The sequence below is a fragment of the Marinospirillum sp. genome (assembly GCF_044810985.1).
Lineage (GTDB): Bacteria > Pseudomonadota > Gammaproteobacteria > Pseudomonadales > Halomonadaceae > Marinospirillum.
On record NZ_CP085242.1, the window covers coordinates 991,982 to 1,014,106 of the forward strand.

Sequence of the window (22,125 nt, forward strand, 5' to 3'; positions counted from 1 at the left end):
AGTGGCTAAAGACCGGCAAGTCACCCACTATACAAGGAAAATTTATGCCTGACCTGGTTTTGGCGTCCAGTTCACCCTATCGTCAGCAACTTTTGCAAAAACTGCAGCTTCCCTTCACCTCGGCCAGCCCGGAGATTGATGAAACACCTCTTGGCCATGAAAGCGCACCCCAACTGGTTGAGCGTCTGGCTTGCCTGAAAGCCCAGGCCCTGGCCCACCGGTTTCCCCAGGCGTTGATCATCGGCTCGGATCAGGTCTGCTGCCATCAGGGTGTGATCCTTGGCAAACCCGGCAATCGCGAGCAGGCCATCCAGCAACTCAGCCAACTGCAAGGAGATAGCGTCAGCTTTTATACCGGGCTCTGCCTTTATAATGTAGCCAGCCAGCAGAGCCAGTCACTGGTGGATGAATTCAAGGTGCATTTTCGCGCCCTGAGCCCTGACCAGATCCGCTTTTATGTGGATGCCGAACAGCCTTTTGACTGCGCGGGCAGCTTCAAGTCCGAAGGCCTGGGCATCACTCTTTTCCAGCGTCTGGAAGGGGATGACCCCAACAGCCTGATTGGGCTGCCCCTGATCCGCCTGACGGAGTTGCTTCGTCAGGCGGGTGTGGAAGTCCTCAGGGCGTCAGCTTAGGGGCCATCAACTCCACCAGAGCCGCCTGGAAGGCTGCACCCAGGCGACGCTCAAGGCGCTCCCAGGGACCAGGCTCAGGTGTGTAGTTGATGCTTTGCTCAACACCCAGCTTGGCCTGCAGACTGTAAATGGAGCCCAGTTCATCAATCAGCCCCAGGTCCACGGCCATTTCCCCACTCCAGACCAGGCCGGAGAAAATCTCGGGATCCTCAGCCAGACGATCCCCCCGCCCTTCCTTGACGCGATCAATAAACTGCTGATGAATGGAATCCAGAACACTTTGCCAGAATTCACGCTGTTCTTTATCCATGTCCGAGAAGGGGTCCAGGAAGGCCTTGTTGTCACCCGAAGTGAAAACACGCCGTTCCACCCCCAGACGCTCCATGGCTTCCTTGAAAGCAAAGCCGCCGGAAATCACGCCGATGGAACCCACCAGACTGGCCTGATCAGCAATTATTTGATCAGCAGCAACAGCCACGTAATAACCACCCGAGGCACCCAGGTCTTCAATCACCGCATAAATCGGCATCTCTGGATGCTGCTCGCGCAGGCTTTTAATGCCTTCATAAATCTGCCCGGCCTGCACCGGGCTGCCACCGGGGCTGTTGATTTTCAAGACCACTGCTTCAGCCCGAGGGGCCTGAAAAGCCCTTTGCGCACCGGCCAGAACCCGTTCAGCACTCGCGCGTCCTTCACTGGCGAGCACGCCCTGAATGTCGACAACAGCCAAGTGGGGCGTATCGGATGGCGCGGGAGCTTCAGAAAAAGACAGCAATTCTCTCCCGGAGCCAAAAATCACCACCAGGATCACCAGCGTCAGCAGAATTCGAATAATACCACCGATAAAACGGCCACGCCGTGCTCGCCGCTGCTCCAACAGCACCTCTTTCGCCCAGGCCTGCATCCATTTTTCCGGTGGCGCATCCGGGTTTGGGCCTGCTTTGTCCTGGCGGGTTTCATCCACGGGCTTGGCCTGACTGGTCCAGGGGTCCTGGGATTCCGATGTTTCTTGCTTGTCATCACTCATGTTTTGAATTCCAGTTTTGCATCAAAGTTTGTACTTGCTTCCAGCTTGGATCAGGGCGAGCTTCAACTGTCAGGGTTTCACCTCCCTTGGGATCGGTGAAAACCAGACGCCGGGCATGCAAAAACATTCGCCCCACCCCCTGACGCTGAAAAGCCTGGTTCACCGCAGCATCACCATACTTGGGGTCCCCCAGCAAAGGAAAACCGGCATGGCGGGCATGTACCCGAATCTGATGGGTGCGCCCGGTCACGGGTTCGGCTTCCACCAGAGTAAATCCAGCGACTTTTTTCAGCACCCGAAAGCGCGTCAAGGCTTTCTTGCCTTCACCGGCTTCAGCAATGCGCATCAGCCTTTCTCCGGAAGGTGAAGAAGCCCGATCGATAGGCGCCGAGACTTCCCGCAAATCCGCTGGCCAGTGACCCACCACCCAGGCCTGATAAAACTTGCCCAGGGTTTTGCTTTGCAGCTGCTGTTGCAGAGCATTCAACACCTGGCGTGACTTGCCCAGGAGTATGCAGCCGGAGGTATCCTTGTCCAGACGATGCACCAACTCCAGGCCTTCCAGTTCTGGCCGTACTTGGCGTAGGGCTTCAATCAAGCCCACCCGGACGCCACTGCCGCCATGCACGGCAAGACCTGCCGGTTTGTTGAGCACCAGCAGGTCGGCATTCTCAAAGCAGACGGCCTCCCCCAGTAAAAGTTCGCGCAAACTTTTGCCCACCGGGGTTTCTGCTGCTTTCTGGCTGAGGCGCACAGGCGGCACCCGAATCAGGTCATCCAGCTGCAAACGTGTATCCGCTTTCGCGCGCTTCTTGTTGATCCTGACTTCGCCTTTGCGAATAATCCGGTAAATCAAGGTCTTGGGGGCACCCTTGAGTTGATTCAGCAAAAAGTTATCCAGTCGCTGCCCCACTGAGTTGGCAGTGACCTGTAAATGCTGAACCTTTGGCAAACCCGCTTCCATTTGTGTTTTCGACATAATCGGGCTAAAACCCACCTGCTGAATGAAAACCCCTATTATGCGCACCCCCAGAGAGAAATACTAATTTCCAGGGAAGCGGTTTCGGTAATTGCCCGCCAACAAACGACCTGTTATTATTGCGAAGCGCGTAAAAGGGTCAACCTCATGTAGCGCCTGCACCCATATTCCGAGTCACTTTAAATGGGCAGCACGCAGGCCAGCGCAAAACGAATTTTTATCACCGCCTGATGTCCCATCAGGTAGAAGAAAACCGCGGCCAAGGCACGCGAGTTGTGAAACTTATTTTTACCTTGTATTAACCGGCTTAAATGCCCTCCGTTTTAGTGAATAGCAACGATTTTTCACTGAAGCTCCTGAAGATTTCAGGCCAACAGGCTTCAGGTTTACAGGCTCATTACACACGAGCAAGAAGCACAAAATGGAGAAACTTGAGGTATCGGCCAAACCGGCTGCCTCAGTTTGTCGTGTCAATACAAAGAAACATTAGTACCAACAACCCGCCGTGACTGGGCTGCCCTGATTATTTGGAAGCCCCATGAAACGTATGCTAATAAACGCAACCCAGCCCGAAGAGCGCCGGGTTGCACTTGTTGATGGTCAAAGACTCTACGATCTGGATATCGAATCCGGCTCCCGTGAATCCAAGAAAGCCAACATCTACCGCGGACGCATCACCCGCGTCGAGCCCAGCCTGGAAGCCGCTTTTGTTGATTTTGGTGCCGAGCGCCACGGCTTTTTGCCCCTGAAAGAAATCAGCCGCGAATATTTCGCCAAAAACCCCGGCGATGGCCGTGGAGCAATTCGTGAACTGGTCAAAGAAGGCACGGAAGTCATAGTTCAGGTCGACAAGGAAGAGCGTGGCAACAAGGGTGCCGCTTTAACCACCTACGTCAGCCTGGCAGGCCGTTATCTGGTTCTGATGCCCAACAATGCCCGTGCCGGGGGTATTTCCCGCCGCATTGAAGGCGAAGAAAGAAGTGCTCTGAAAGAGGCCATGAGCGGCCTGAATGTTCCCAATGGCATGGGTGTCATCGTGCGCACAGCCGGGATTGGCCGTTCCAGCGAAGAGCTGCAGTGGGACCTGGATTACCTGATCAAGGTCTGGGAATCCGTGAACCAGGCGGCCATGGAAAAATCGGCTCCCTTCCTGATTTACCGTGAGTCCAATGTCATCATCCGCGCCATGCGCGACTACCTGCGCCAGGACATCGGCGAAGTACTGATCGACAGCAAAGAAGTCTATGAGCAGGCTCAGGGCTTTATTCAACAGGTCATGCCCTCCTACCAGAGCAAAATCAAGTTCTATCAGGATGATGTGCCACTTTTCTCCCGCTTTCAAATTGAAAGCCAGATAGAAACCGCCTTCCAGCGTGAAGTGAAACTGCCTTCCGGTGGCTCCATTGTGATTGACCACACTGAAGCCCTGGTGTCCATTGACATCAACTCGGCACGCGCCACCCGCGGTGGTGATATTGAAGAAACCGCCCTGCAGACCAATCTGGAAGCGGCTGATGAGATTGCCCGTCAGCTGCGCCTGCGCGATATCGGTGGCCTGATCGTTATCGACTTTATCGACATGAGCCCGATGCGCAACCAGCGTGAAGTGGAAAACCGCACCCGGGATGCCCTGAAAATTGACCGGGCACGCGTACAGATCGGTCGGATTTCCCGCTTTGGGCTGCTGGAAATGTCGCGTCAGCGTCTGCGTCCTTCCCTGGGTGAAACCAGTGGTGTCGTCTGCCCACGCTGTGATGGCCAGGGCACCATTCGTGATGTCAAATCCCTGGCCCTGTCGATTCTTCGCCTGATCGAAGAAGAAGCCATGAAGGACAATACCGCCCAGATCCGCGCCATCCTGCCGGTTTCCGTGGCCACCTTCCTGCTCAATGAAAAACGTTCAGCCCTGCATGACATTGAAAAACGTCAGCAGGTGGAAGCCTTGATCCTGCCCAATCCGGAAATGCACACCCCCCACTATGAAGTGTCACGCATGCGTGATGACGAGGTGGATGAAAATGAAGTGGGTGCCAGCTACGAACTGGACATTACCGCCAGTAATGACAAAGAACCCAGCAACGACACCAACAAGGTGACCGGTTTTGCTGAGGCAGCGGTACAAAATGTCATCCCCAATGCCCCGGCCCCTGCTGCGGCCAGTGAAAAACCCGCAACGGCCAAGAGTCAGCCAGCTGCCTCTCAGGAGCCCGGACTGATCACCAAGGTAAGCCGCTTTTTCAACAAGCTCCTGGCACCTGAACAGCCTGCCAAAGCCAAGCCCAGCAGCAAACCGGCAACCAAGCCTGCTGCAGACAAGACAGCAGGCAATGGCAAACCAGCGGCGGCCAGCAACAACAATCGTGGTGAGCGCAGCAACAACCGCAATCGCCCTGAAAACCGTCGCAATCGCCGCAGCGAAAGCAGCAGCGACAACCGCCGGAATGGCAACACTACAGCCAGTAAACCCGCCAGCAAGCCTGCTGCTGAACAGCGCCCGGTGGCCAAAAGCAAAGAAGCCACCCCGGCTCCTGCGGCTGCCCCTGAGCGCCAGGAAGATACAGCTCCGGCCAAACCTTCACGCAACAACCCGCGCAATCGTCGTCGCAACAAGAGGCTGACGGGCGATGCAGCAACGCCCCCCAACTTTGATGAGTTGAAGGCTCAACTGCTGCCAGCAGAAATTGCGCAGGAAGAAGAAGTTACAGCCGAAAATGCTGGCCCCGTCGTAGAGGCAGCCAAAGCCAGTCACGACCCTAAAACCAGTGAAAAGCAGCCTGAAGCTGAAGTAAAGCAACAGCCTGAAGCCACTGAAAAGACTGAAAAGACTGAAAAGACTGAAAGCAAAACTGAAGTACAAGCTGCTGCAGAAAAAGAAGAAAAACCAGTAGAAGCTGAACAACAGACTGAAGCGATTACCCCGGCTGCAGAAGCTGCTGTGGAGAAAGAAGAAAAAGAGAAGAAACCACGTGCCAGCCGCAAACCCAAAGCAGAAAGCAAGAAAGTAGCGGAGAAGGCTGAAAAACAGGAAGAAACTCCGACCGAGGCTGCACCTGAAAGCACTGAGACAGCCAAGCAACCCGAAGCTGAAGAAGCCAAGGTGGAAGTTGCTGAAGCTCAAGAACCAGAAGCCGCCAAGGAACCTGAAGTTAAGGTTCAGGAACCTGAACCTGCTGCAGAAAAGCAACCGGAAAACCTGGCTGACAAAACCGAGCTGACCGCTGAAGACATTCCTCCCATTAACGGTCGTGCTCCCAATGACCCACGGGAAGTGAAACGTCGCCAGAAGATTCTGGAAGAACAGCAGGCTGCAGTTCATCAGGACAAAGCAGCCAACTGAAACAACAGCTGAACAGCAAGCAATAAAAAACCCGCCAAGGCGGGTTTTTTATTGCTTCACCAGAAGGTTCCAGGTTCAGTCATTCTTGGCAGGCAGCAGCTCTGCTTTCAGAACATCGGGAATCTTCACTTTCACGTAGCTACCTGGGGCGGCTTCCAGAACATCCAGTTTGCCGTCTTCCGGCTTGCGCGCAGGCACCTGGGCATCCGGATCGGCATACTTGTTATCCACCATCCATTCCTGCCACAAGGGCCACCAGGAACCTTCGTTCTTCTCGGCACCGGCAAACCAGGCATCCGGCGTTTCTGCCAGCTTGTCGTTGGTCCAGTAGCCATACTTGTTTTTGCTCGGCGGATTAACGATACCGGCAATATGGCCGGAGCCGGAGAGCACAAACTTGACCGGGCCTGAATGCACCAAGGCACCCTTATAGGTGGATTTCCACTGGGCAATATGATCCTGGATTGTGGATACAAAGAAAGCCGGAGTCTTGATGCTGCTCAGGTCAATCTTGACACCATCCACTTCAATACCACCCGGTTCAATCAGCTTGTTGTGCTGATACATGTTGCGCAGGTAGAACTTGTGCATGGCAGCTGGCATGTTGGTGCCATCCGTATTCCAGTACAGCAGGTCAAAGGCTGCCGGACGCTCACCCTTCAGGTAATTGTTGATGAAGAAGGACCAGAAGAGGTCATTTTCACGCAACAGGTTGAAACTGAAAGCCATGGCACGGCCATCCAGATAACCGGTACGATCCAGCTGCTTCTCAATACCATTAAGGCTGACTTCATTGATGAAAACGCTGATCTCACCCGGATCCGAGAAATCCTGCAGAGTTGCCATATAAGTCACTGACTTAACCCGCTTCTGCTGTTTTTTCGCCGTCAGATAAGCCAGGGTTGAGGCCGTCAGGGTTCCACCGATGCAGTAGGATAGAAGGTTAACATCCGGCTCACCGGTTTGCTCCTTCACGACATCCATGGCCGCCAGCGGGCCTTCTTTCATGTATTCGGCCCAACCGTAGTTGCGCATGCTGGGCCCGGGGTTGGTCCAGGAAATCATGAAGACGGTATGACCCTGATCGGTCAACCACTTCACCAGGGAATTACTTTCCCGCAAATCCAGGATGTAGAACTTGTTAATCCAGGGTGGCACGACCAGTAAAGGAGTCTTGAACTGTTTTTCCGTTGTCGGGCTGTACTGAATCAATTGAATCAAGCGGTTTTGAAAAATGACTTTGCCGGGTGTGGTGGCAACATTTTCACCCAGCTTGAAAGCTGACTTGTCCGTCATGGTGACATTCAGACCTTCAGCACTTTCCTTGAGGTCCCGTGTCAGTTGCTCCATCCCTTTCAACAAATTCTGACCCCGGGTGGCGATGGTACGACGCATGACTTCGGGGTTGGTCAGAATGGAGTTGGATGGCGACAGGGCGCTGACATACTGGCGGGCATAAAAATCCAGCTGCTGGCGTACATGCTCATTCAAACCCTCCACACCATGGACGATATTCAGAAGGCAGCGGGAATACAGCAGATAGGATTGCTTGATAAAGTTGAAAATCAAGTTGTCCGTCCACTCGGGATCATTAAAACGGCGATCATCCTTGGCCGGTTCAATAACGGGCTCGACATCCTGTTCACCGAGTAGCTCACGTGCGGTATTTTGCCAAAGCTGCATCTGACCCTGCATCAGGCTCATTTGCTCGTCAAAGAGCACCATGGGGTTTTGTGCCAGTTGTTCACCCAGCTTCTGAAAGTTTTCACCCATATCATTGAAAACTGAAGCGGATGAGTCACTCATCCCCCCTTCACTACGGCTCATCAGTTGTTCAATAACACCCTGATAACGCTCATTAGCTTTGGTGATCCATTCAAACATTTCAGCCGGATCATACAGATCATCAGACTCGTTTTTAGCTTGCTCGGACATCAAAAGACCTCCCGATTTGCGCAGACAAAAAAGGGGCTCGAAAGCCCCTTTGACCCAGTTACTTCATTCAAGGCCAGCCTTATTTGGCAGCGCCACCTGAAGTAGACTTGGAGGCTGCTGGCTTGGCCGCAGCTTTGGTTTCTTCAGCAGCTTTGTTGAATGCCTGAGAGCGAGACTCTTCCAGAATCTTTTCAACTTCAGTTTTGAATTCCATGCTCATGTCAGCCATGGTTTTGGCATCTTCCAGAACCTTCTTGCTCAGGGTGCTCATCATTTCAGCCTGAGAAGCGCTGTAGTCACGAACGCTGTCAGCATCTTTAACTTCAGTGGCGCTTTTCATCTGAGACAAACCCATGTGGCTGTAAGCTTTCAGGGCTTCAAGCTGAAAGTCAGTCATTTTTTCCATGTTTTCAACCAGCAGCGAATTGATTTTACGCATAGGGTTGTACATGTTTTTGGTTTGTTCAGTGAAGGCATTCATCATTTTTTCTTGCATCGCTTTATCTTGCATCATGGTTTGTTACTCCGTTCGTTTTGTTAAGGATTTTACCCGTATTTAATAACTTTCTAATTATTTTAATCTACTCGTCCTGAATGACACTTAGATGACGTTCAGGCAAAAAAGTTTATTTGTTGCCCGTTGATCCCTGTCCATAACTGGACATCAGATCCATCATCATCTTTTGATAGCTACTGACTGAATCAAAACCTTGGGATACAAAAGGTGTAAACAGGGAGAGGGGATCGTAGCCTTCAGCACCGGCTTCCATTTGCTCCCTGATTTTATTCATCAGCTCTTCCTGAAAAGGCTGAACATCGGGCAATCCCATCGCCTGACGAAATTCATCGGGTGTCATATCTAGTTCAATATTGACTTTCACGCATGACCTCGCATTGGTTCGTGAAGTGTCTAGTACCTACTTTAACTACCTTGTGCCCTATAACGCAACTGCGAAATGGACTCTTTGAATCACTTTGCGAATAAACATAAGAAAACCACAAAAACAGTAGGTAAAACAGGATATTTCACTGGTTAAGGTTAGACGGTTTCCTGACAAATACCAGAAAACCGCTTAAAAAAATTACTTTACACCAGCCGGAATCCTTGGAGTTCCTGCTTCCACATCAGCATTCTGACCGCGATGCCGCAGCCAGTGATCCAACAAAACGAGGGCCAGCATGGCTTCCGCTATGGGGGTGGCACGAATGCCCACACAGGGATCATGGCGCCCCGTGGTGATGACCTCACAAGGCTCACCGTCAAGATTCACGCTGCGTCCCGGCAAATGCAGGCTGGAAGTCGGCTTGAGCGCCATGCCCACTTCAAGGGTCTGACCACTGGAGATTCCACCCAGCACACCACCGGCATGATTGCTGAGAAAACCTTCGGGAGTGATTTCATCCCGATGCTCCGTGCCTTTTTGTTCAACACACGCAAAACCTGCCCCTATTTCCACGCCTTTTACCGCGTTAATCGACATCATGGCATGGGCAATATCCGCATCCAGTCGATCAAAAATCGGCTCACCCAGGCCGGGTGGAACGCCCTCGGCCACGACCTGGATGCGGGCACCAATAGAGTTGCCCTCCTTGCGCAGGGCTTTCATGTAGTCTTCCATCTCGGCCACTTTCGTCGGATCAGGGCAGAAAAAGGCATTCTTTTCCACTTCCTCCCAGACCAGTTGCTCCGCCTTGATGGGGCCCAACTGGGAAAGATAACCCCGAATACGGATACCCAAGCGTTCCTGCAGATATTTTTTGGCGATGGCACCGGCGGCCACCCGCATGGCGGTTTCTCGGGCCGAACTGCGCCCCCCACCCCGGTAGTCACGAATCCCGTATTTCTGCTGATAGGTGTAGTCAGCGTGGGCCGGTCGAAACTGATCCTTGATCTTGCCGTAGTCTTTGGAGCGTTGATCGGTGTTTTCAATCATCAGGCCAATCGGGGTGCCTGTGGTTTTCCCTTCAAACACACCGGATAGAATGCGTACCTTGTCGGCTTCCCGACGCTGTGTGGTGTGCTGGCTGGTGCCGGGTTTGCGCCGATCCAGATCCAGTTGCAGGTCTTCTTCACTCAGGGCCAAGCCTGGCGGACAACCATCGACAATGGCACCCAGAGCAGGGCCGTGACTTTCACCAAAGGTGGTGACTGTAAAAAGTTTTCCAAATGTATTACCGGACATAGTCGTTTCACTTTGATCTTATGAACTGGAATCGTTAACTGCGGCCGCAAAGTCAGCCTGGAATTCATCCAGCTGCTCGGCCGTCAGGACAAAAACACCACGGGCCTGGGATTCAAAATCAACCCAGAGAAAAGGCACCTGGGGGAAAAGTGCCTGCAAATGCTCTTCGCTGTTGCCCACTTCAACCACAAGTACGCCCTGGTCACTCAGATACTGGCGAGCTTCGGCCAGAATAACCCTGACCAGATCCAGACCATCTTCACCGGCCGCCAGTGCCAGCTCGGGTTCCTGCCGGTATTCATCCGGCATTAGTGACAGGTCGGTGGCATCCACATAGGGTGGATTGCTGACAATCAGGTCATAGCGTTCACCCTGCAGGGCTGAGAATAGATCCGATGCGGTTGCAAAAACCCGGTCCTGCAGGTGGTGACGGGCAATGTTGTCTTCAGCCACTTCCAGGGCATCTTCGGAAATATCGGTCAGGGTGACCTGGGCGGTGGGAAAAGCATAGGCACAGGCAATACCAATACAACCACTGCCGGTGCACAAATCCAGAATCCGCCTGGGTGGAGCTGCTTCACTAATCCAGGGAGAAAAGTTATTCTCTATCAATTCCGAAATCGGGGAGCGGGGAATCAGAACACGAGGGTCCACTTTAAAGGGCAGTCCGGCAAACCAGCTTTCACCCAGCAAATAAGGCAGCGGGGTATGCTCTTCACAGCGACGGCGAATCAGTTCCAGCAACTTTTCTCTTTCCAGCTGTGTCAGACGGGCATCCAGCAATCTTTGATCGGTATCCCAGGGCAGGTGCAGGCTTCCCAGAACCAGGTGCAGGGCTTCATCCCAGGCATTGTCTGTGCCATGCCCATAATAGAGGTTATGGCGATTGAAGCTGGTGATGGCCCAGCGTATAAAATCACGCAGGGTTTGTAATTCCTGCACTAAAGAAGTCGTTGACTGGCTCATGTTGCTCGCATTTCCCGGTTCAGCTGAATGATGACCTGGATTCTAACAAAACACCAACCGGAAGGCTGAAAAACTTCACGCCTGCAGCAGGTTTAAGGAGCTTGATGTGTGCCCTTCAGATGAGCAGCCAGATGACCTGGAGCTATTCAGGAAACTGATGCGTGGCGTAAAACCCCTGGAGCAGAATAAAGCGGATTTGAGCCAATCGAAAAAAAAGCTGAACAAAGAAGTTCTGGCCCTTCGCCGTGAGGCTGCGGAAAACGAGTCCACCGCCCTGATTGAAGACGGCCTGTCGGACGGCCAGGTTCTCCCGGTCAAGCCCGGAGATTCCCTGGCTTTTCACCTGCCCGACCTTCCACAGCGAACCTTGCAATCTTTAAAAAAGGGACAAATTGCCTGGCAGGAAGGCCTGGATTTGCATGGTTACACTCTGGAATCGGCACGCACCGAGTTAAGCCGTTTTGTGCGTGACGGGCGCAGCCAGGGGTATCGGTGCTTGCTGCTGGTACACGGCAAGGCTTATAACCGTGAAGGCGAAACCCCCAGCATCAAGTCCCATGTTAATACCTGGCTGAAACAAATGCCGGAGGTTTTGGCGTTTGTCTCAGCCCTGCCCGCTGATGGCGGCACAGGGGCCGTGTATATTCTTCTGCGTACCAAAGCGCGCAATCAGTAGCCGCTTTCTGCCTTGACCAACCCTTCCGGCTCTTGCCCGGCTTCCAGTTTCTTCAGATTGGCCACCACCTGTTTGACCGCAGGTTCGGGCAGGGTTGCTGCGGCCATGTGTGGAGTAACGGCCACCTTGGGATGCTGCCAGAAAGGGTGATCCGTGGGCAAAGGTTCCTCATGAAAAACATCCAGCGCCGCAAAACGCAGATGGTCATTATCCAGCAGCTTCAGCAGGTCAGCATCCACGACCTGAACCCCCCGGGCCACATTCACCAAGGCTGCCCCCTTGGGTAACTTCCCAAGCAATTTGGCATCCAAAAGACCGCGAGTCTGGGGTGTATTGGGCAAAAGGCTGATCAAGACATCACTTTGTTGAACCAACTGCTGCAGACCCTGATCGCCGGTAAACACCTTGACCCCTTCCAGCTCGATCTCCGAACGTTTCCAGCCACTCACCGGATAACCATAGGTGGTCAGGCTTTTCGCCACCTGCTGGCCCAAAGCACCCAGACCCAGAATACCCAGGCGCATTTGGTCTCTGGAGCGTGCCGTGTGTTCCTGCCATTTGTTCTGGCGCTGCAAGTCAGCATAGAGGTCAAAATCACGCTGTACCGTCAAGGTTGCCCAGAGGATGTATTCCACCATCTGATCAGCCATGCCTGCATCCAGCAGGCGAATCAAGGGAATCTCAGCAGAAAGGTCATCCCGGCGGACAAAAGCATCAACACCGGCACCCAGAGCAAACACAGCTTCCAGATTGGGAAAATGCCCAAAAAGACCTTCCGATGGATTCCAGGCCGCCACCCAGCGCACCCGGTCAGCATCAAAGTCATCGTCTGCTGTGACCACTTTCAAGTCAGGTTGATGATGGGCAAAAGCATCCAGCCACTGCTGCTGGTCAGGTTCTATGTGCAAGTACAACATATCTCAATCCTCTATTCTTGGCGTCAGTTCTTACCCTTACCCTAACCAATAGCCGCACAAAAAGCCAAGTTGCCTTACTGATGTTATTAACTTTATGTTACCTTTGATTAAAGATTGCTTAACAGAGGTGGGCAGCCAAGATGAAACTTCAGGATTTACGTCAGTTTGAACAATTTTCTCAGCTTTCTGATGAACAACTGATCCTCATTAAACCCAAGCTCAAGCTCAAGCGTTGCCAGGCAGCCGGTGAAATGATTATCCCGCGGGGTTATGAAAAGGATCTGGAGTTTTTTCTGTTGCAAGGCAGCCTGCTGCTGGTTGCTGAAGACGGCCAGCAACAGGAAATCACCGCTGACTCCCCTGCAGCCCGGCTCAGTATTGCCCGCCTGAGACCCAGCCTCTATGAAGTCACCAGTGCCGAACCCTGCCAGCTTCTGGCCATTTCCGGTTCTCTGCTCACCCAACAGGTTCAGGCCTCCAACCTGGAACGGGAAAATGCCGGTCTCTCTGAGACTGCCAACAAGTTCTACCGACGCTTGAAAACAGCGCTGGAAAACCGGAACTTCAGCCTGCCCAGCCTGCCCAGTGTTGCCCTGAAGGTGCGCGAAGTCCTGCAGCAGGAAGAGCCGGAAATCAAGGATCTGGAGCGTGTTCTTAATCGGGACCCCTCTATGCTGGCCAAACTCATTGCTGCTGCCAACAGCCCCCTGTATCGGCGTGGCAACACCTGCCAGAGCAGCGGCGAAGCCATCATGCGTCTGGGCCTGGATACCACCTCCCAGTTGGTCATGCTGTTTTCCCTGCGACAGTTATTCAAGGCCAACAACCCCTGGGTAAAGCAGCGCATGACCCAAAGCTGGTGCCAGGGTGTGAAGGTGGCCGCCATTGCCCAGCTGCTCACCCTCCATCACCCGCATATCTCCGCGGACCGGGCTCTTTTGGTAGGACTGATTCACAATCTGGGTGAACTGGCCATTTTAAAATTCATCGATCTGGAACCGGAAATCGACCAGCAGCAAATGGAACAGGTATTGGAAGAACTCATGCCCGAAGCCGGTGTATTGCTGCTCAATTACTGGGGGTTCGATGAAGAGGTGATCCGCCTGGTGGCCCAGTTGAATAACTGGCAGTCCACTTCAGAGGGAAGCCAGGCCAGCCTGGAGGATTTGATTCGGGTTGCCCGATTGCACAGCTTTATTGGCACCGAAAAACAGCATCGACATCCTCGCCTGGATGAAGTGCCTGCCTTCCAGAAGCTGACCACCCAGGGATTAACTCCTGAATTCAGCCTGACGCTCGTTGAAGATGCAGCGGATCAGGTGGAGGAGGTACAGGAGATGTTTGGTCTGTAATCACTCGCGAAAGCAAACTTCCACCACAAAATCGCCGCTTTCGACATGAAACGGCAGGAGGATTTTGGGGCCATACACGCTGTGCAAAACCTGGTGCCCCTCACCGACGAAAGTCACCGGCTGGGAGAGGTAAAATTCATAGCCTTTTTCCGACAGGATTTTTTTGGCACCACCCGATACCATATTGGTGATCTCACCCACCAGGTCACGAACGGTATCATCAATTTTTTCCGGACGATCACCCAACATTTTTTCCACCAGCGCCAAAGCCACTGGCTCCGAGAAGGTGATAGCCAGGGAACCGGCCGTCTGCTCCCCCATCAGGTCGATGAACCCGGTGATTGCTCCTCGGGCTATATTGTCATCCTTGACGACTGGCTTACCCACCTGAGGCTGCATCTGAGCCATGGTGCGCAAAACATTCATCATGGCATGCAAAAAAGGGTTTATGAAATCTGCCCGCATAGCTCCTGCCTTAAAAGAAAACTTTAAAACGCAAGCTTACAGTAAAGAAAAAGCAAAAGGGAGACATCACCCCAAAAACAACCTGACATTTTTTGCAAAAAACTTTACGTTTACGTCAACTTCCTCTAATGGTATTTTAATCTCACCAGCATACCCAGCCTGTGATTCTTGCCTCAGGTTGGTTAAGCTTCAAGTAACAAGAATCTCGATACAATAACAATCAGGAGGCTTTTTCATGTCCCGACCTCTTTGGCAGCCCAGTGCTTCTGCTCTGGAAGCCAGCCAACTGGCACGCTTTATGAAGTGTGTGAATGAACGCTACCAGACACAAATCAGCAACTACGCCGACCTCTATGCCTGGAGTATCGAAAACAACCAGGAGTTCTGGGAGCTGGTCTGGGAGTTTTCCGGGCTGGTGGCTTCCGATCAGGGCAGTCAGGTTCTGGAAAATCCCGAGCGGATGCCCGGTGCCCGCTGGTTTCCTGAAGCCCGATTGAATTTTGCCGAGAATCTGTTGCGCTTTCGTGATGATCGTCAGGCGGTGGTCTCCCTGCGTGAAGATGGTCAACGCACCTCCCTGACCCATGCCGAACTTTATGATCAGGTCGCCCAGATTGCTCTGGCCCTGGAAAAAATGGGCGTCGGCCCGGGCGATCGTGTCGCCGGTTTTGTGCCCAACTGCCACTACGCCCTGATTGCCATGCTGGCGGCTGCCAGTCTGGGCGCCATCTGGTCCTCCTGTTCTCCCGATTTTGGTTTTAATGGCGTGCTGGATCGTTTCGGGCAAATTGAACCCAAGGTACTCTTTGCCACCGATGGTTATCTTTACAATGGCAAGCGTCTGGACAGTCGTGCCCAGGTTGCCGAAATTGCCGAGGCTTTGCCGGATCTTCAACAGGTCGTTGTTTTTCCTTTTCTGGAGGCCCACCCGGACATCAGCACCATCAGCAAAGCGGTTCTCTGGGATGATTTTCGCATTCCCGATGCCAAGGAAATCGACTTTGCCGAACTGCCTTTTGATCACCCCCTCTACATCATGTACTCCTCGGGCACCACCGGCGTGCCCAAGTGCATCGTACATTCAGCAGGCGGCACCTTGTTGCAGCACCTGAAAGAACACCAGTTGCACACCGACCTGACGGAACAGGACACCCTCTTCTACTACACCACCTGCGGCTGGATGATGTGGAACTGGCTGGTTTCTGGATTGGCCGCAGGGGCTTCCCTGGTGCTCTTTGATGGCTCCCCTTTTGCTCCCGAACCCAAGGCCCTCTGGGATATGGCCGAGCGTGAAGGTGTCACGGTTTTTGGCACCAGCGCCAAGTACATCGCCGCTTGTGAAAAAGCCGGACTCAAGCCGGGTGAAACCCATGATTTATCCAAACTCAGGGCCATCCTGTCCACCGGCTCACCCTTGTCCCATGAATCCTTTGATTATGTCTACCGGGACATCAAGAAAGACCTGCTGCTGGCTTCGATTTCCGGTGGCACCGACATTCTCTCCTGCTTTGCCCTGGGCTGCCCGATTCGCCCTGTCTATCGCGGTCAGCTGCAATGCCGGGGCCTGGGCATGGATGTGCAGGTCTATAACGATCAGGGCCAGCCCGTGGTGGGTGAAAAGGGTGAGCTGGTCTGCGTACAACCCTTCCCCTCCATGCCCATTGGCTTCTGGAAGGATGAAGGCGGGAAGCGTTACCACGCGGCCTATTTTGATCGCTTTGATAACGTCTGGGCGCATGGCGACTATGCCGAAATCACCCCCGAAGACGGCTTAATCATTCATGGCCGCTCGGATGCCGTGCTGAATCCCGGTGGTGTGCGCATTGGCACCGCGGAGATCTACCGCCAAGTGGAAAAAGTCGAAGAAGTGCTGGAAGCCCTCTGCGTTGGCCAGGATTGGAAAGATGATGTGCGCGTGGTGCTTTTTGTGCGCCTGAAAGAAGGCAAGGAACTCACAGAGGAATTGAAAAAACGCATTCGGGAAACCATCCGGGCGGAAACCACACCCCGACATGTGCCCGCCAAGATCATCCAGGTTGCGGACATCCCCCGCACCCTGTCCGGCAAGATAGTCGAGCTGGCCGTGCGGGAAATCATCCACGGCAGGCCGGTGAAAAACCAGGATGCCCTGGCCAACCCCGAAGCTCTGGAGTTGTTTGCAAACCTGCCCGAACTTAAGAGATAGCTCAGAAGAAGCCCTTGATTAACATGAGAAACACAGGTTAAGCAGGGGTTTCTAAAAAAAACCTGGCACTCAGGCCAGGTTTTTTATTGCTGCAGGTTGCTCATCAAACCAGGTTTTGGACATCATCCGGTGTAGGGTCATTGCCCCGAGCGGGTGAACCGCCTTCATTGGCCTGACGCGCAGCCTGATCATCTGTATTACGCTCAACGGTTCTGCTTTCATCTTCATTGTTTGCAGCAGTAGAAGCCTGTTCAGCATTCTGAGCCAACTCAATGCTGGGACGAATAATGCTGCCGTTGGGGCGCCCACTTTCATACAGAGGCACTTCATCGGGCGTTTCACCCAGCCGGGTCACCACATCAGAAGGTTGCGTGGAAACATTGTTGCTGGCCTCGGCACCACTGGAGGCAACCGGTTGGCTGGAGGCCTGCTCGGCAACAGCATTTTCATTGGTTTCCTGCTGTGCCTGCTGGGTACGAACATCCTGACCCTGTGCCTGGCGCAGGGAAGCAGAAGCTTGGCTACCAACATTGGATTCAATCATTGAACACCTCTCTTGTCGTGGGCGGCGACTAACCAGTTTCTTTTCAGAATAGCTAATCAGCCGCCCTTGTGCAAACTTTAACCAAAAGATAGGTTCACACTTAAGACATCAAAGCAATCAGATGCGTTCAAAAACCGTGGCAACCCCCTGCCCCATGCCAATACACATGGTTGCCAGACCCAGAGTGGCATCTTTTTGCTGCATCACATTCAGCAAAGTGGTGCTGATGCGTGTGCCCGAACAACCCAGTGGGTGACCCAGTGCGATGGCACCCCCATTCAGGTTGACCTTTTCATCCATCTTGTCGAGCAGTTTCAGGTCTTTCAGAACCGGCAGACCCTGGGCCGCAAAGGCTTCATTGAGTTCCACAATATCAATGTCATCAATAGTCAGACCGGCTGCTTTCAGCGCTTTCTTGGAAGCAGGAACCGGGCCATAACCCATAATCGAAGGATCACAACCGGCCACACCCATGGAGCGCACCTTGGCGATGGGCTTGAGACCCAGCTGCTGGGCCTTTTCATAGCTCATCATCAGCATACCGGAGGCACCCACAGACAGAGCCGAGGAAGTACCCGCGGTCACTGTACCGTTACGCGGATCAAAAACCGGTTTCAGCTGAGACAGGCTTTCCACTGTGGTTTCCGGGCGAATCACTTCATCTTTCAGAATCAGTTTGCGGCGGCCTTCAGCATCGTGGCCTTCAACACCGATGATTTCGTTATCAAAACGACCATTGATGGAAGCTTCATGAGCCAGACGGTGTGAACGTGCACCCATTTCATCCTGCTGTTGACGGCTGATACCGTGCATCTTGCCCAGCAGCTCTGCAGTCAGGCCCATCATCATGGCACCCTTGGCATTCTGCTTGCTTGCAGATGGGTTGACATCAACACCGTGCATCATGGAGACATGCTCCATATGCTCAACCCCACCGACCATATAGATGTCACCCAGACCGGCCTGAATGTTGGCACCGGCAATATGCAGGGCACTCATGGAAGAGCCACACAGGCGGTTGACCGTTTGCGCCGGAACCGATTTGGGAATGGAGGTCAGGATGGCTGCATTACGACCCACGTTATAGCCCTGCTCCAGGGTCTGGTTAACGCAGCCCCAGATAATGTCATCAATTTCTGCCGGATTGAGACCGGCATTACGGCTCAACAAAGCACGCATGATATCGGCAGAGAGTTCTTCTGCACGAACATTGCGAAAGGCACCTTTTTTGGCTTTGGCCATGGCTGTGCGTACGCCATCAACAATTACGATATCTCTTGGTTGCAGACTCATTATTTTTCTCCTGAATTCGGTTAACCGGGTCACTTAGGCGTAAAAACGCTCACCCTTGGCAGCCATATCACGCAGCTTGTCAGTCGCCCCATAAAGTGGGCCCAGTTCCGCCAGGGAATCAGCCAGATCCACAAAGGCTTTCACGCCCATGGCATCGATATAACGCAAGGCACCACCACGGAAAGGAGGGAAGCCGATGCCGTAAATCAGCGCCATATCCGCTTCAGCTGGAGTTTCCACAATACCGTCTTCCAGGCAGCGAACCGTTTCCAGGCACAGAGGAACCATCATGCGAGCAATAATATCGTCATCACTCAGTTCACGTGTTTCCTTGATCTGGGGCTTGATCAGGTCATAAGTGGAATCATCCACGACTTTCTTGGGCTTGCCTTTGCGGTCTTCTTCATAGCGATAGAAGCCGGTGTCGTTTTTCTGACCCAGACGTCCCTGCTCATTCATGACGTTCAAGATGGTTTTATCATCCCGCTTCATGCGCTCAGGGAAACCCTCGGCCATGACTTCATTGGCGTGCAGGGCGGTATCCAGACCCACCACATCCAAAAGATAAGCAGGGCCCATGGGCCAACCGAATTTCTCCATCACCTTGTCGACCTTCTGGAAGTCGGCTCCCTGTTCCAGCAGACCGATAAAGCCACCAAAGTAGGGGAAAAGCACACGATTCACCAGAAAGCCGGGGCAGTCATTGACGACAATCGGGGTTTTGCCCATCTGCTTGGCGTAGGCCACGGTTGCAGCAATGGCCGTTTCGGAGGACTTCTCGCCGCGAATGACTTCCACCAGTGGCATACGGTGTACCGGGTTGAAAAAGTGCATGCCACAGAAATTCTCGGGACGCTTGAGGTTCTGAGCCAGACTGGTAATCGAGATGGTCGAGGTGTTGGAAGTGATAATGGCATTTTCAGCCACCTGGTCTTCCAGTTCCGCCAGCACTGCCGACTTGACCTTGGGGTTCTCCACAACGGCTTCAACCGTCAGGTCGACATCCGCAAAGTCACCGTAGGACAGAGTCGGACGAATGCGGCTCAGAGCTTCACCCATCTGCTCTGCAGTCATTTTCTTACGCTCAACCTGCTTGGAGAAAAGCTTGTTGGCTTCTTTGAGGCCCAGAAGCAGGGCATCTTCGGCAATATCCTTCATCATGATCGGCGTGCCTTTGGAAGCCGACTGATAGGCCACACCACCGCCCATGATGCCAGCCCCCAGAACGGCGGCCTTTTTGGTGGGGTTGACCTGTTTTTCATAAGCCGAAGCTTTTTTCTTGACCAGTTGATCATTCAGGAACAGACCCACCAGATTGAAGCAAACATCGGTTTTGGCCATCTTGGCGAAGGTTTTGGCTTCCACTTCCTGGGCTTTTTCGCGCCCGGCGGTTGCCCCCTTCTGAATGGCCTTGATGGCTTCAACCGGAGCCGGGTAGTGAGGGCCAGCCTTGCCAGCCACAAAGCCCTTGGCGGTTTCAAAAACCATCATGGCTTCAATCGAGTTCAATTGCAGCGGCGCTTTTTTCACTTCACGACGTGCCTGCCAATCCAGGTTGCCCGCCTGGGCTTCAGCCAGGATATCCAGAGCGGTTTCACGCAGCTTGTCCTGAGGAACCACCGCATCCACGGCCCCCATTTTCAAAGCCGCATCGGCTTTGTTTTCCGTGCCGCCAGCAATCCATTCGATGGCATTGTCCGCACCGATCAGGCGGGGCAGGCGCACACAGCCACCCCAGCCGGGAATAATACCCAATTTGGTTTCCGGCAGGCCGATTTTGGCTTTTTCGGACATCACCCGAAAATCGGTGGTCAAGACCATCTCACAACCACCACCCAGTGCCAGGCCGTTAATGGCCGTCACGGTTGGAAAAGGCAGGTCTTCAATGGAGTTGAAAAGGGCATGAACCTTTTGGTTCATTTCAACCAGGTAATCTTCGGTTTCACCGAAAACACCATGAAATTCTGTAATATCAGCGCCAACAATAAAGGCTTCCTTGGCACTGCTGAGCAGCAGGCCCTTAATGTCCTTTTGCGACTGGATCGCGGCAACAGCTTCACCCAATTCCAGTATGGCTGCGGTACTAAGTTTGTTGACCGACTCACCTTGTAAATCAAAGGTCAGTTCGGCATTTCCGTCACTGAGGGCTTGCACCTTGAGGGCATTGCCTTGGTAAATCATCGTGTGATCTCCAGCTTTTTGTTGTAAGGAAAAGACTGATTGAAAACTTCAAACAAACTTTTCATACAGTCGTTTGAACTTTTACTAAGAGTCGTGCATCTGAACGATCTTGTCAAGCCATCGCCAACGAATTCCTTACCAGAAGCAGGTATAAAACGCGATTAGGGCAAGGGCTCCAGAGCCTTGATCCTGAGCCAGCGCCCTTTGTCGGGAGAGGCCTGGAAAAGCCCGGTCACCCTGACTTGCTGGTCAAGATAAGTTTTTGCCCTGTGATCCGGCTTGAGTCCAATACGATTCATGTCAGAGTCTTCCAGCCAGTAGTGTTCCGGTTCCTCCAGGCCTCTGACCTGCCCTTCCACTACAAGATTCCGACCGGAATAGGCGGTGGAATGTTCAACCAGAAAACTCAAGGACACCTCATCGGCTGCACCTGAACAGCCCAGCAGCAAGACCACGGAGATAACAAGAATCCAGGATTTTACAAACGGCATCAGAAACCTCGCAGGGGTTAAAAGGTTGCGGTACTGGGCAGGTGTTCCACCAGCCAATCAATCAACACCCGTACGGCAGGTACCAGGCCCTGGCGATTGGGGTAAACCAGGTGCAGGTGGCTGACCGGTAGCTGCCAGTTGGGTAAAACCTGTACCAGCCGACCGCTGCTCAAGTCTTCACGGCAGAGTCCCACCGGCAGGGCGGCAACCCCCTGTTGCTGAGCTGCCGCTTCACGCAGCATCCAAAGATCATCACAAATCAAGCGTGGCTGGTGATTCCAGCTGATCTTTTCCCCACTGACGGCAGAAGTCAGGTCATAGACATAGCGACCACTGGAATAGTGCATGGACAGGGTTGTCCAGGTCGCCAGGTCATGAGGATGGGAAGGTGTGCCTTTCTCCCTCACATAATCCGGGTGAGCAAACAAACCCTGCAGTGAGGGCGTCAAGGGTCGCACAATAAGAGATGAGTCCTCCAGAGTCGCGCGCACCCGCAGGGCCAGATCCACCTGGGCATCCAGCAGGTTAATGGGCTGGTTGGTCACCAGCAGATCAACCCTGACCTCGGGATAGGCTTTCATGAAGGCCGGAATCAATTGCGTCAGCATATTTTGGCTGATGGCATAGGGGCAACTGAGGCGCACACGGCCTCGGGGCCTTTCCTGAACAAACTGGGTGACTTGTTCCGCTGCCTCGGCGGCATTCAACACGGCCTGGCAATGCACCAGAAACTCCCGCCCAATTTCAGTGAGCACCAACTTACGCATGGTTCTTTGCAACAGACGCACACCTTGTGCTTTTTCCAGATCGGTGATGCGGCGGCTAAGAGTGGATTTGGGAATACCCAGAATACGGGCTGCCTGGCTGAAACTGCCGTGCTCTATGACCTGGGCAAACAAGACAAGGTTGGTGATATCTTTCATTATTATTCCATATATGGAACAGTTAATTTCATTTTA

19 protein-coding genes are annotated in these 22,125 nt (G+C 53.2%); 5 read left to right on the top strand and 14 right to left on the bottom strand.

The genetic code is table 11. The features are described from left to right. The first annotated feature begins 44 nt into the window (after positions 1 to 44). Complete coding sequence (locus tag LG323_RS04775; protein WP_404419509.1) at positions 45 to 635, top strand: Maf family protein; 591 nt, start codon at positions 45 to 47, stop codon at positions 633 to 635. Here the strand turns inward: LG323_RS04775 and LG323_RS04780 are convergent. Both LG323_RS04780 and LG323_RS04785 read right to left on the bottom strand, forming a co-directional pair. After that, the gene (locus LG323_RS04780; RefSeq protein ID WP_404419511.1) at positions 619 to 1,662 is read right to left on the bottom strand and encodes a S49 family peptidase; all 1,044 of its coding nucleotides are present in this window, start codon (positions 1,660 to 1,662) and stop codon (positions 619 to 621) included. The two genes, LG323_RS04775 and LG323_RS04780, sit on opposite strands and share 17 nt — an antisense overlap. Continuing rightward, positions 1,655 to 2,641: an RluA family pseudouridine synthase gene (locus LG323_RS04785; RefSeq protein ID WP_310697293.1), complete on the bottom strand. Its 987-nt coding sequence runs from the start codon at positions 2,639 to 2,641 to the stop codon at positions 1,655 to 1,657. Before LG323_RS04785 ends, LG323_RS04780 begins: the two co-directional genes overlap by 8 nt. Positions 2,642 to 3,179: 538 nt before the next feature. On the opposite strand from LG323_RS04785, the gene rne reads away from it, so the two are divergent. Next, complete coding sequence (rne, locus tag LG323_RS04790) at positions 3,180 to 5,978, top strand: ribonuclease E (RefSeq protein WP_404419513.1); 2,799 nt, start codon at positions 3,180 to 3,182, stop codon at positions 5,976 to 5,978. Positions 5,979 to 6,053: 75 nt separating this feature from the next. Here the strand turns inward: rne and LG323_RS04795 are convergent, their stop codons facing one another. From LG323_RS04795 to prmB, 5 genes are all read right to left on the bottom strand, one after another. After that, positions 6,054 to 7,913: a class I poly(R)-hydroxyalkanoic acid synthase gene (locus LG323_RS04795; protein ID WP_310697295.1), complete on the bottom strand. Its 1,860-nt coding sequence runs from the start codon at positions 7,911 to 7,913 to the stop codon at positions 6,054 to 6,056. 79 nt (positions 7,914 to 7,992) lie between these two features. Beyond that, a complete protein-coding gene (locus tag LG323_RS04800) occupies positions 7,993 to 8,427 on the bottom strand; it encodes a phasin family protein (protein WP_310697296.1) in 435 nt (144 codons plus the stop codon). A gap of 112 nt (positions 8,428 to 8,539) precedes the next feature. After that, positions 8,540 to 8,794: a DUF6489 family protein gene (locus LG323_RS04805; RefSeq protein WP_404419516.1), complete on the bottom strand. Its 255-nt coding sequence runs from the start codon at positions 8,792 to 8,794 to the stop codon at positions 8,540 to 8,542. 201 nt (positions 8,795 to 8,995) lie between these two features. Beyond that, positions 8,996 to 10,096 carry a chorismate synthase gene (gene aroC, locus LG323_RS04810; protein ID WP_310697298.1) on the bottom strand — a complete coding sequence of 367 codons (1,101 nt, stop codon included), beginning with the start codon at positions 10,094 to 10,096 and terminating at the stop codon, positions 8,996 to 8,998. A gap of 18 nt (positions 10,097 to 10,114) precedes the next feature. Then, complete coding sequence (gene prmB, locus LG323_RS04815; RefSeq protein WP_404419519.1) at positions 10,115 to 11,062, bottom strand: 50S ribosomal protein L3 N(5)-glutamine methyltransferase; 948 nt, start codon at positions 11,060 to 11,062, stop codon at positions 10,115 to 10,117. A gap of 157 nt (positions 11,063 to 11,219) precedes the next feature. On the opposite strand from prmB, the gene LG323_RS04820 reads away from it, so the two are divergent. Next, on the top strand, positions 11,220 to 11,738 hold the full coding sequence (locus tag LG323_RS04820; protein ID WP_404419521.1) for a Smr/MutS family protein: 519 nt from the start codon (positions 11,220 to 11,222) through the stop codon (positions 11,736 to 11,738). Here the strand turns inward: LG323_RS04820 and LG323_RS04825 are convergent. Next, entirely contained in the window at positions 11,732 to 12,655 is a 924-nt protein-coding gene (locus tag LG323_RS04825; protein ID WP_404419523.1) for a 2-hydroxyacid dehydrogenase, read from the bottom strand. The two genes, LG323_RS04820 and LG323_RS04825, sit on opposite strands and share 7 nt — an antisense overlap. Before the next feature lie 140 nt (positions 12,656 to 12,795). On the opposite strand from LG323_RS04825, the gene LG323_RS04830 reads away from it, so the two are divergent. Then, the gene (locus tag LG323_RS04830; protein ID WP_404419525.1) at positions 12,796 to 14,007 is read left to right on the top strand and encodes an HDOD domain-containing protein; all 1,212 of its coding nucleotides are present in this window, start codon (positions 12,796 to 12,798) and stop codon (positions 14,005 to 14,007) included. On the opposite strand, the gene LG323_RS04835 is transcribed toward LG323_RS04830, so the two are convergent. Further along, complete coding sequence (locus LG323_RS04835) at positions 14,008 to 14,472, bottom strand: chemotaxis protein CheX (RefSeq protein ID WP_404419527.1); 465 nt, start codon at positions 14,470 to 14,472, stop codon at positions 14,008 to 14,010. Between the two features lie 235 nt (positions 14,473 to 14,707). Here LG323_RS04835 and LG323_RS04840 point away from each other — a divergent pair, with 235 nt between their 5' ends. After that, positions 14,708 to 16,657 carry an acetoacetate--CoA ligase gene (locus LG323_RS04840; protein ID WP_404419529.1) on the top strand — a complete coding sequence of 650 codons (1,950 nt, stop codon included), beginning with the start codon at positions 14,708 to 14,710 and terminating at the stop codon, positions 16,655 to 16,657. 103 nt (positions 16,658 to 16,760) lie between these two features. Here LG323_RS04840 and LG323_RS04845 read toward each other — a convergent pair whose 3' ends face one another. The 5 genes from LG323_RS04845 to LG323_RS04865 all read right to left on the bottom strand — a co-directional run bounded on the left by LG323_RS04845 (position 16,761) and on the right by LG323_RS04865 (position 22,089). Beyond that, a complete protein-coding gene (locus LG323_RS04845) occupies positions 16,761 to 17,201 on the bottom strand; it encodes a hypothetical protein (protein WP_404419530.1) in 441 nt (146 codons plus the stop codon). Between the two features lie 117 nt (positions 17,202 to 17,318). Next, positions 17,319 to 18,494, bottom strand: coding sequence for an acetyl-CoA C-acyltransferase FadA (fadA, locus tag LG323_RS04850; protein WP_404419532.1), 1,176 nt, complete (start codon positions 18,492 to 18,494; stop codon positions 17,319 to 17,321). Positions 18,495 to 18,527: 33 nt separating this feature from the next. Further along, a complete protein-coding gene (gene fadB / locus LG323_RS04855) occupies positions 18,528 to 20,675 on the bottom strand; it encodes a fatty acid oxidation complex subunit alpha FadB (protein WP_404419534.1) in 2,148 nt (715 codons plus the stop codon). 161 nt (positions 20,676 to 20,836) lie between these two features. Further along, positions 20,837 to 21,166, bottom strand: a complete 330-nt coding sequence (locus LG323_RS04860; protein WP_404419536.1) for a hypothetical protein — start codon at positions 21,164 to 21,166, stop codon at positions 20,837 to 20,839. Between the two features lie 17 nt (positions 21,167 to 21,183). Further along, positions 21,184 to 22,089 (bottom strand): LysR substrate-binding domain-containing protein, encoded by a 906-nt coding sequence (locus LG323_RS04865; RefSeq protein ID WP_404419538.1) that lies wholly within the window; start codon positions 22,087 to 22,089, stop codon positions 21,184 to 21,186. Positions 22,090 to 22,125 lie beyond the last annotated feature (36 nt).

Excerpts from the sequence above, each read along its gene's own strand:
- LG323_RS04800 (WP_310697296.1), bottom strand. The coding sequence starts at position 8,427 with ATGATGCAAGATAAAGCGATGCAAGAAAAAATGATGAATGCCTTCACT.
- LG323_RS04785 (WP_310697293.1), bottom strand. The coding sequence starts at position 2,641 with ATGTCGAAAACACAAATGGAAGCGGGTTTGCCAAAGGTTCAGCATTTA.
- LG323_RS04795 (WP_310697295.1), bottom strand. The coding sequence starts at position 7,913 with ATGTCCGAGCAAGCTAAAAACGAGTCTGATGATCTGTATGATCCGGCT.
- LG323_RS04780 (WP_404419511.1), bottom strand. The coding sequence starts at position 1,662 with ATGAGTGATGACAAGCAAGAAACATCGGAATCCCAGGACCCCTGGACC.
- fadA (WP_404419532.1), bottom strand. The coding sequence starts at position 18,494 with ATGAGTCTGCAACCAAGAGATATCGTAATTGTTGATGGCGTACGCACA.
- LG323_RS04835 (WP_404419527.1), bottom strand. The coding sequence starts at position 14,472 with ATGCGGGCAGATTTCATAAACCCTTTTTTGCATGCCATGATGAATGTT.
- LG323_RS04825 (WP_404419523.1), bottom strand. The coding sequence starts at position 12,655 with ATGTTGTACTTGCACATAGAACCTGACCAGCAGCAGTGGCTGGATGCT.
- LG323_RS04860 (WP_404419536.1), bottom strand. The coding sequence starts at position 21,166 with ATGCCGTTTGTAAAATCCTGGATTCTTGTTATCTCCGTGGTCTTGCTG.
- fadB (WP_404419534.1), bottom strand. The coding sequence starts at position 20,675 with ATGATTTACCAAGGCAATGCCCTCAAGGTGCAAGCCCTCAGTGACGGA.
- aroC (WP_310697298.1), bottom strand. The coding sequence starts at position 10,096 with ATGTCCGGTAATACATTTGGAAAACTTTTTACAGTCACCACCTTTGGT.
- LG323_RS04865 (WP_404419538.1), bottom strand. The coding sequence starts at position 22,089 with ATGAAAGATATCACCAACCTTGTCTTGTTTGCCCAGGTCATAGAGCAC.
- LG323_RS04840 (WP_404419529.1), top strand. The coding sequence starts at position 14,708 with ATGTCCCGACCTCTTTGGCAGCCCAGTGCTTCTGCTCTGGAAGCCAGC.
- LG323_RS04830 (WP_404419525.1), top strand. The coding sequence starts at position 12,796 with ATGAAACTTCAGGATTTACGTCAGTTTGAACAATTTTCTCAGCTTTCT.
- LG323_RS04775 (WP_404419509.1), top strand. The coding sequence starts at position 45 with ATGCCTGACCTGGTTTTGGCGTCCAGTTCACCCTATCGTCAGCAACTT.
- prmB (WP_404419519.1), bottom strand. The coding sequence starts at position 11,062 with ATGAGCCAGTCAACGACTTCTTTAGTGCAGGAATTACAAACCCTGCGT.
- LG323_RS04820 (WP_404419521.1), top strand. The coding sequence starts at position 11,220 with ATGCGTGGCGTAAAACCCCTGGAGCAGAATAAAGCGGATTTGAGCCAA.
- rne (WP_404419513.1), top strand. The coding sequence starts at position 3,180 with ATGAAACGTATGCTAATAAACGCAACCCAGCCCGAAGAGCGCCGGGTT.
- LG323_RS04845 (WP_404419530.1), bottom strand. The coding sequence starts at position 17,201 with ATGATTGAATCCAATGTTGGTAGCCAAGCTTCTGCTTCCCTGCGCCAG.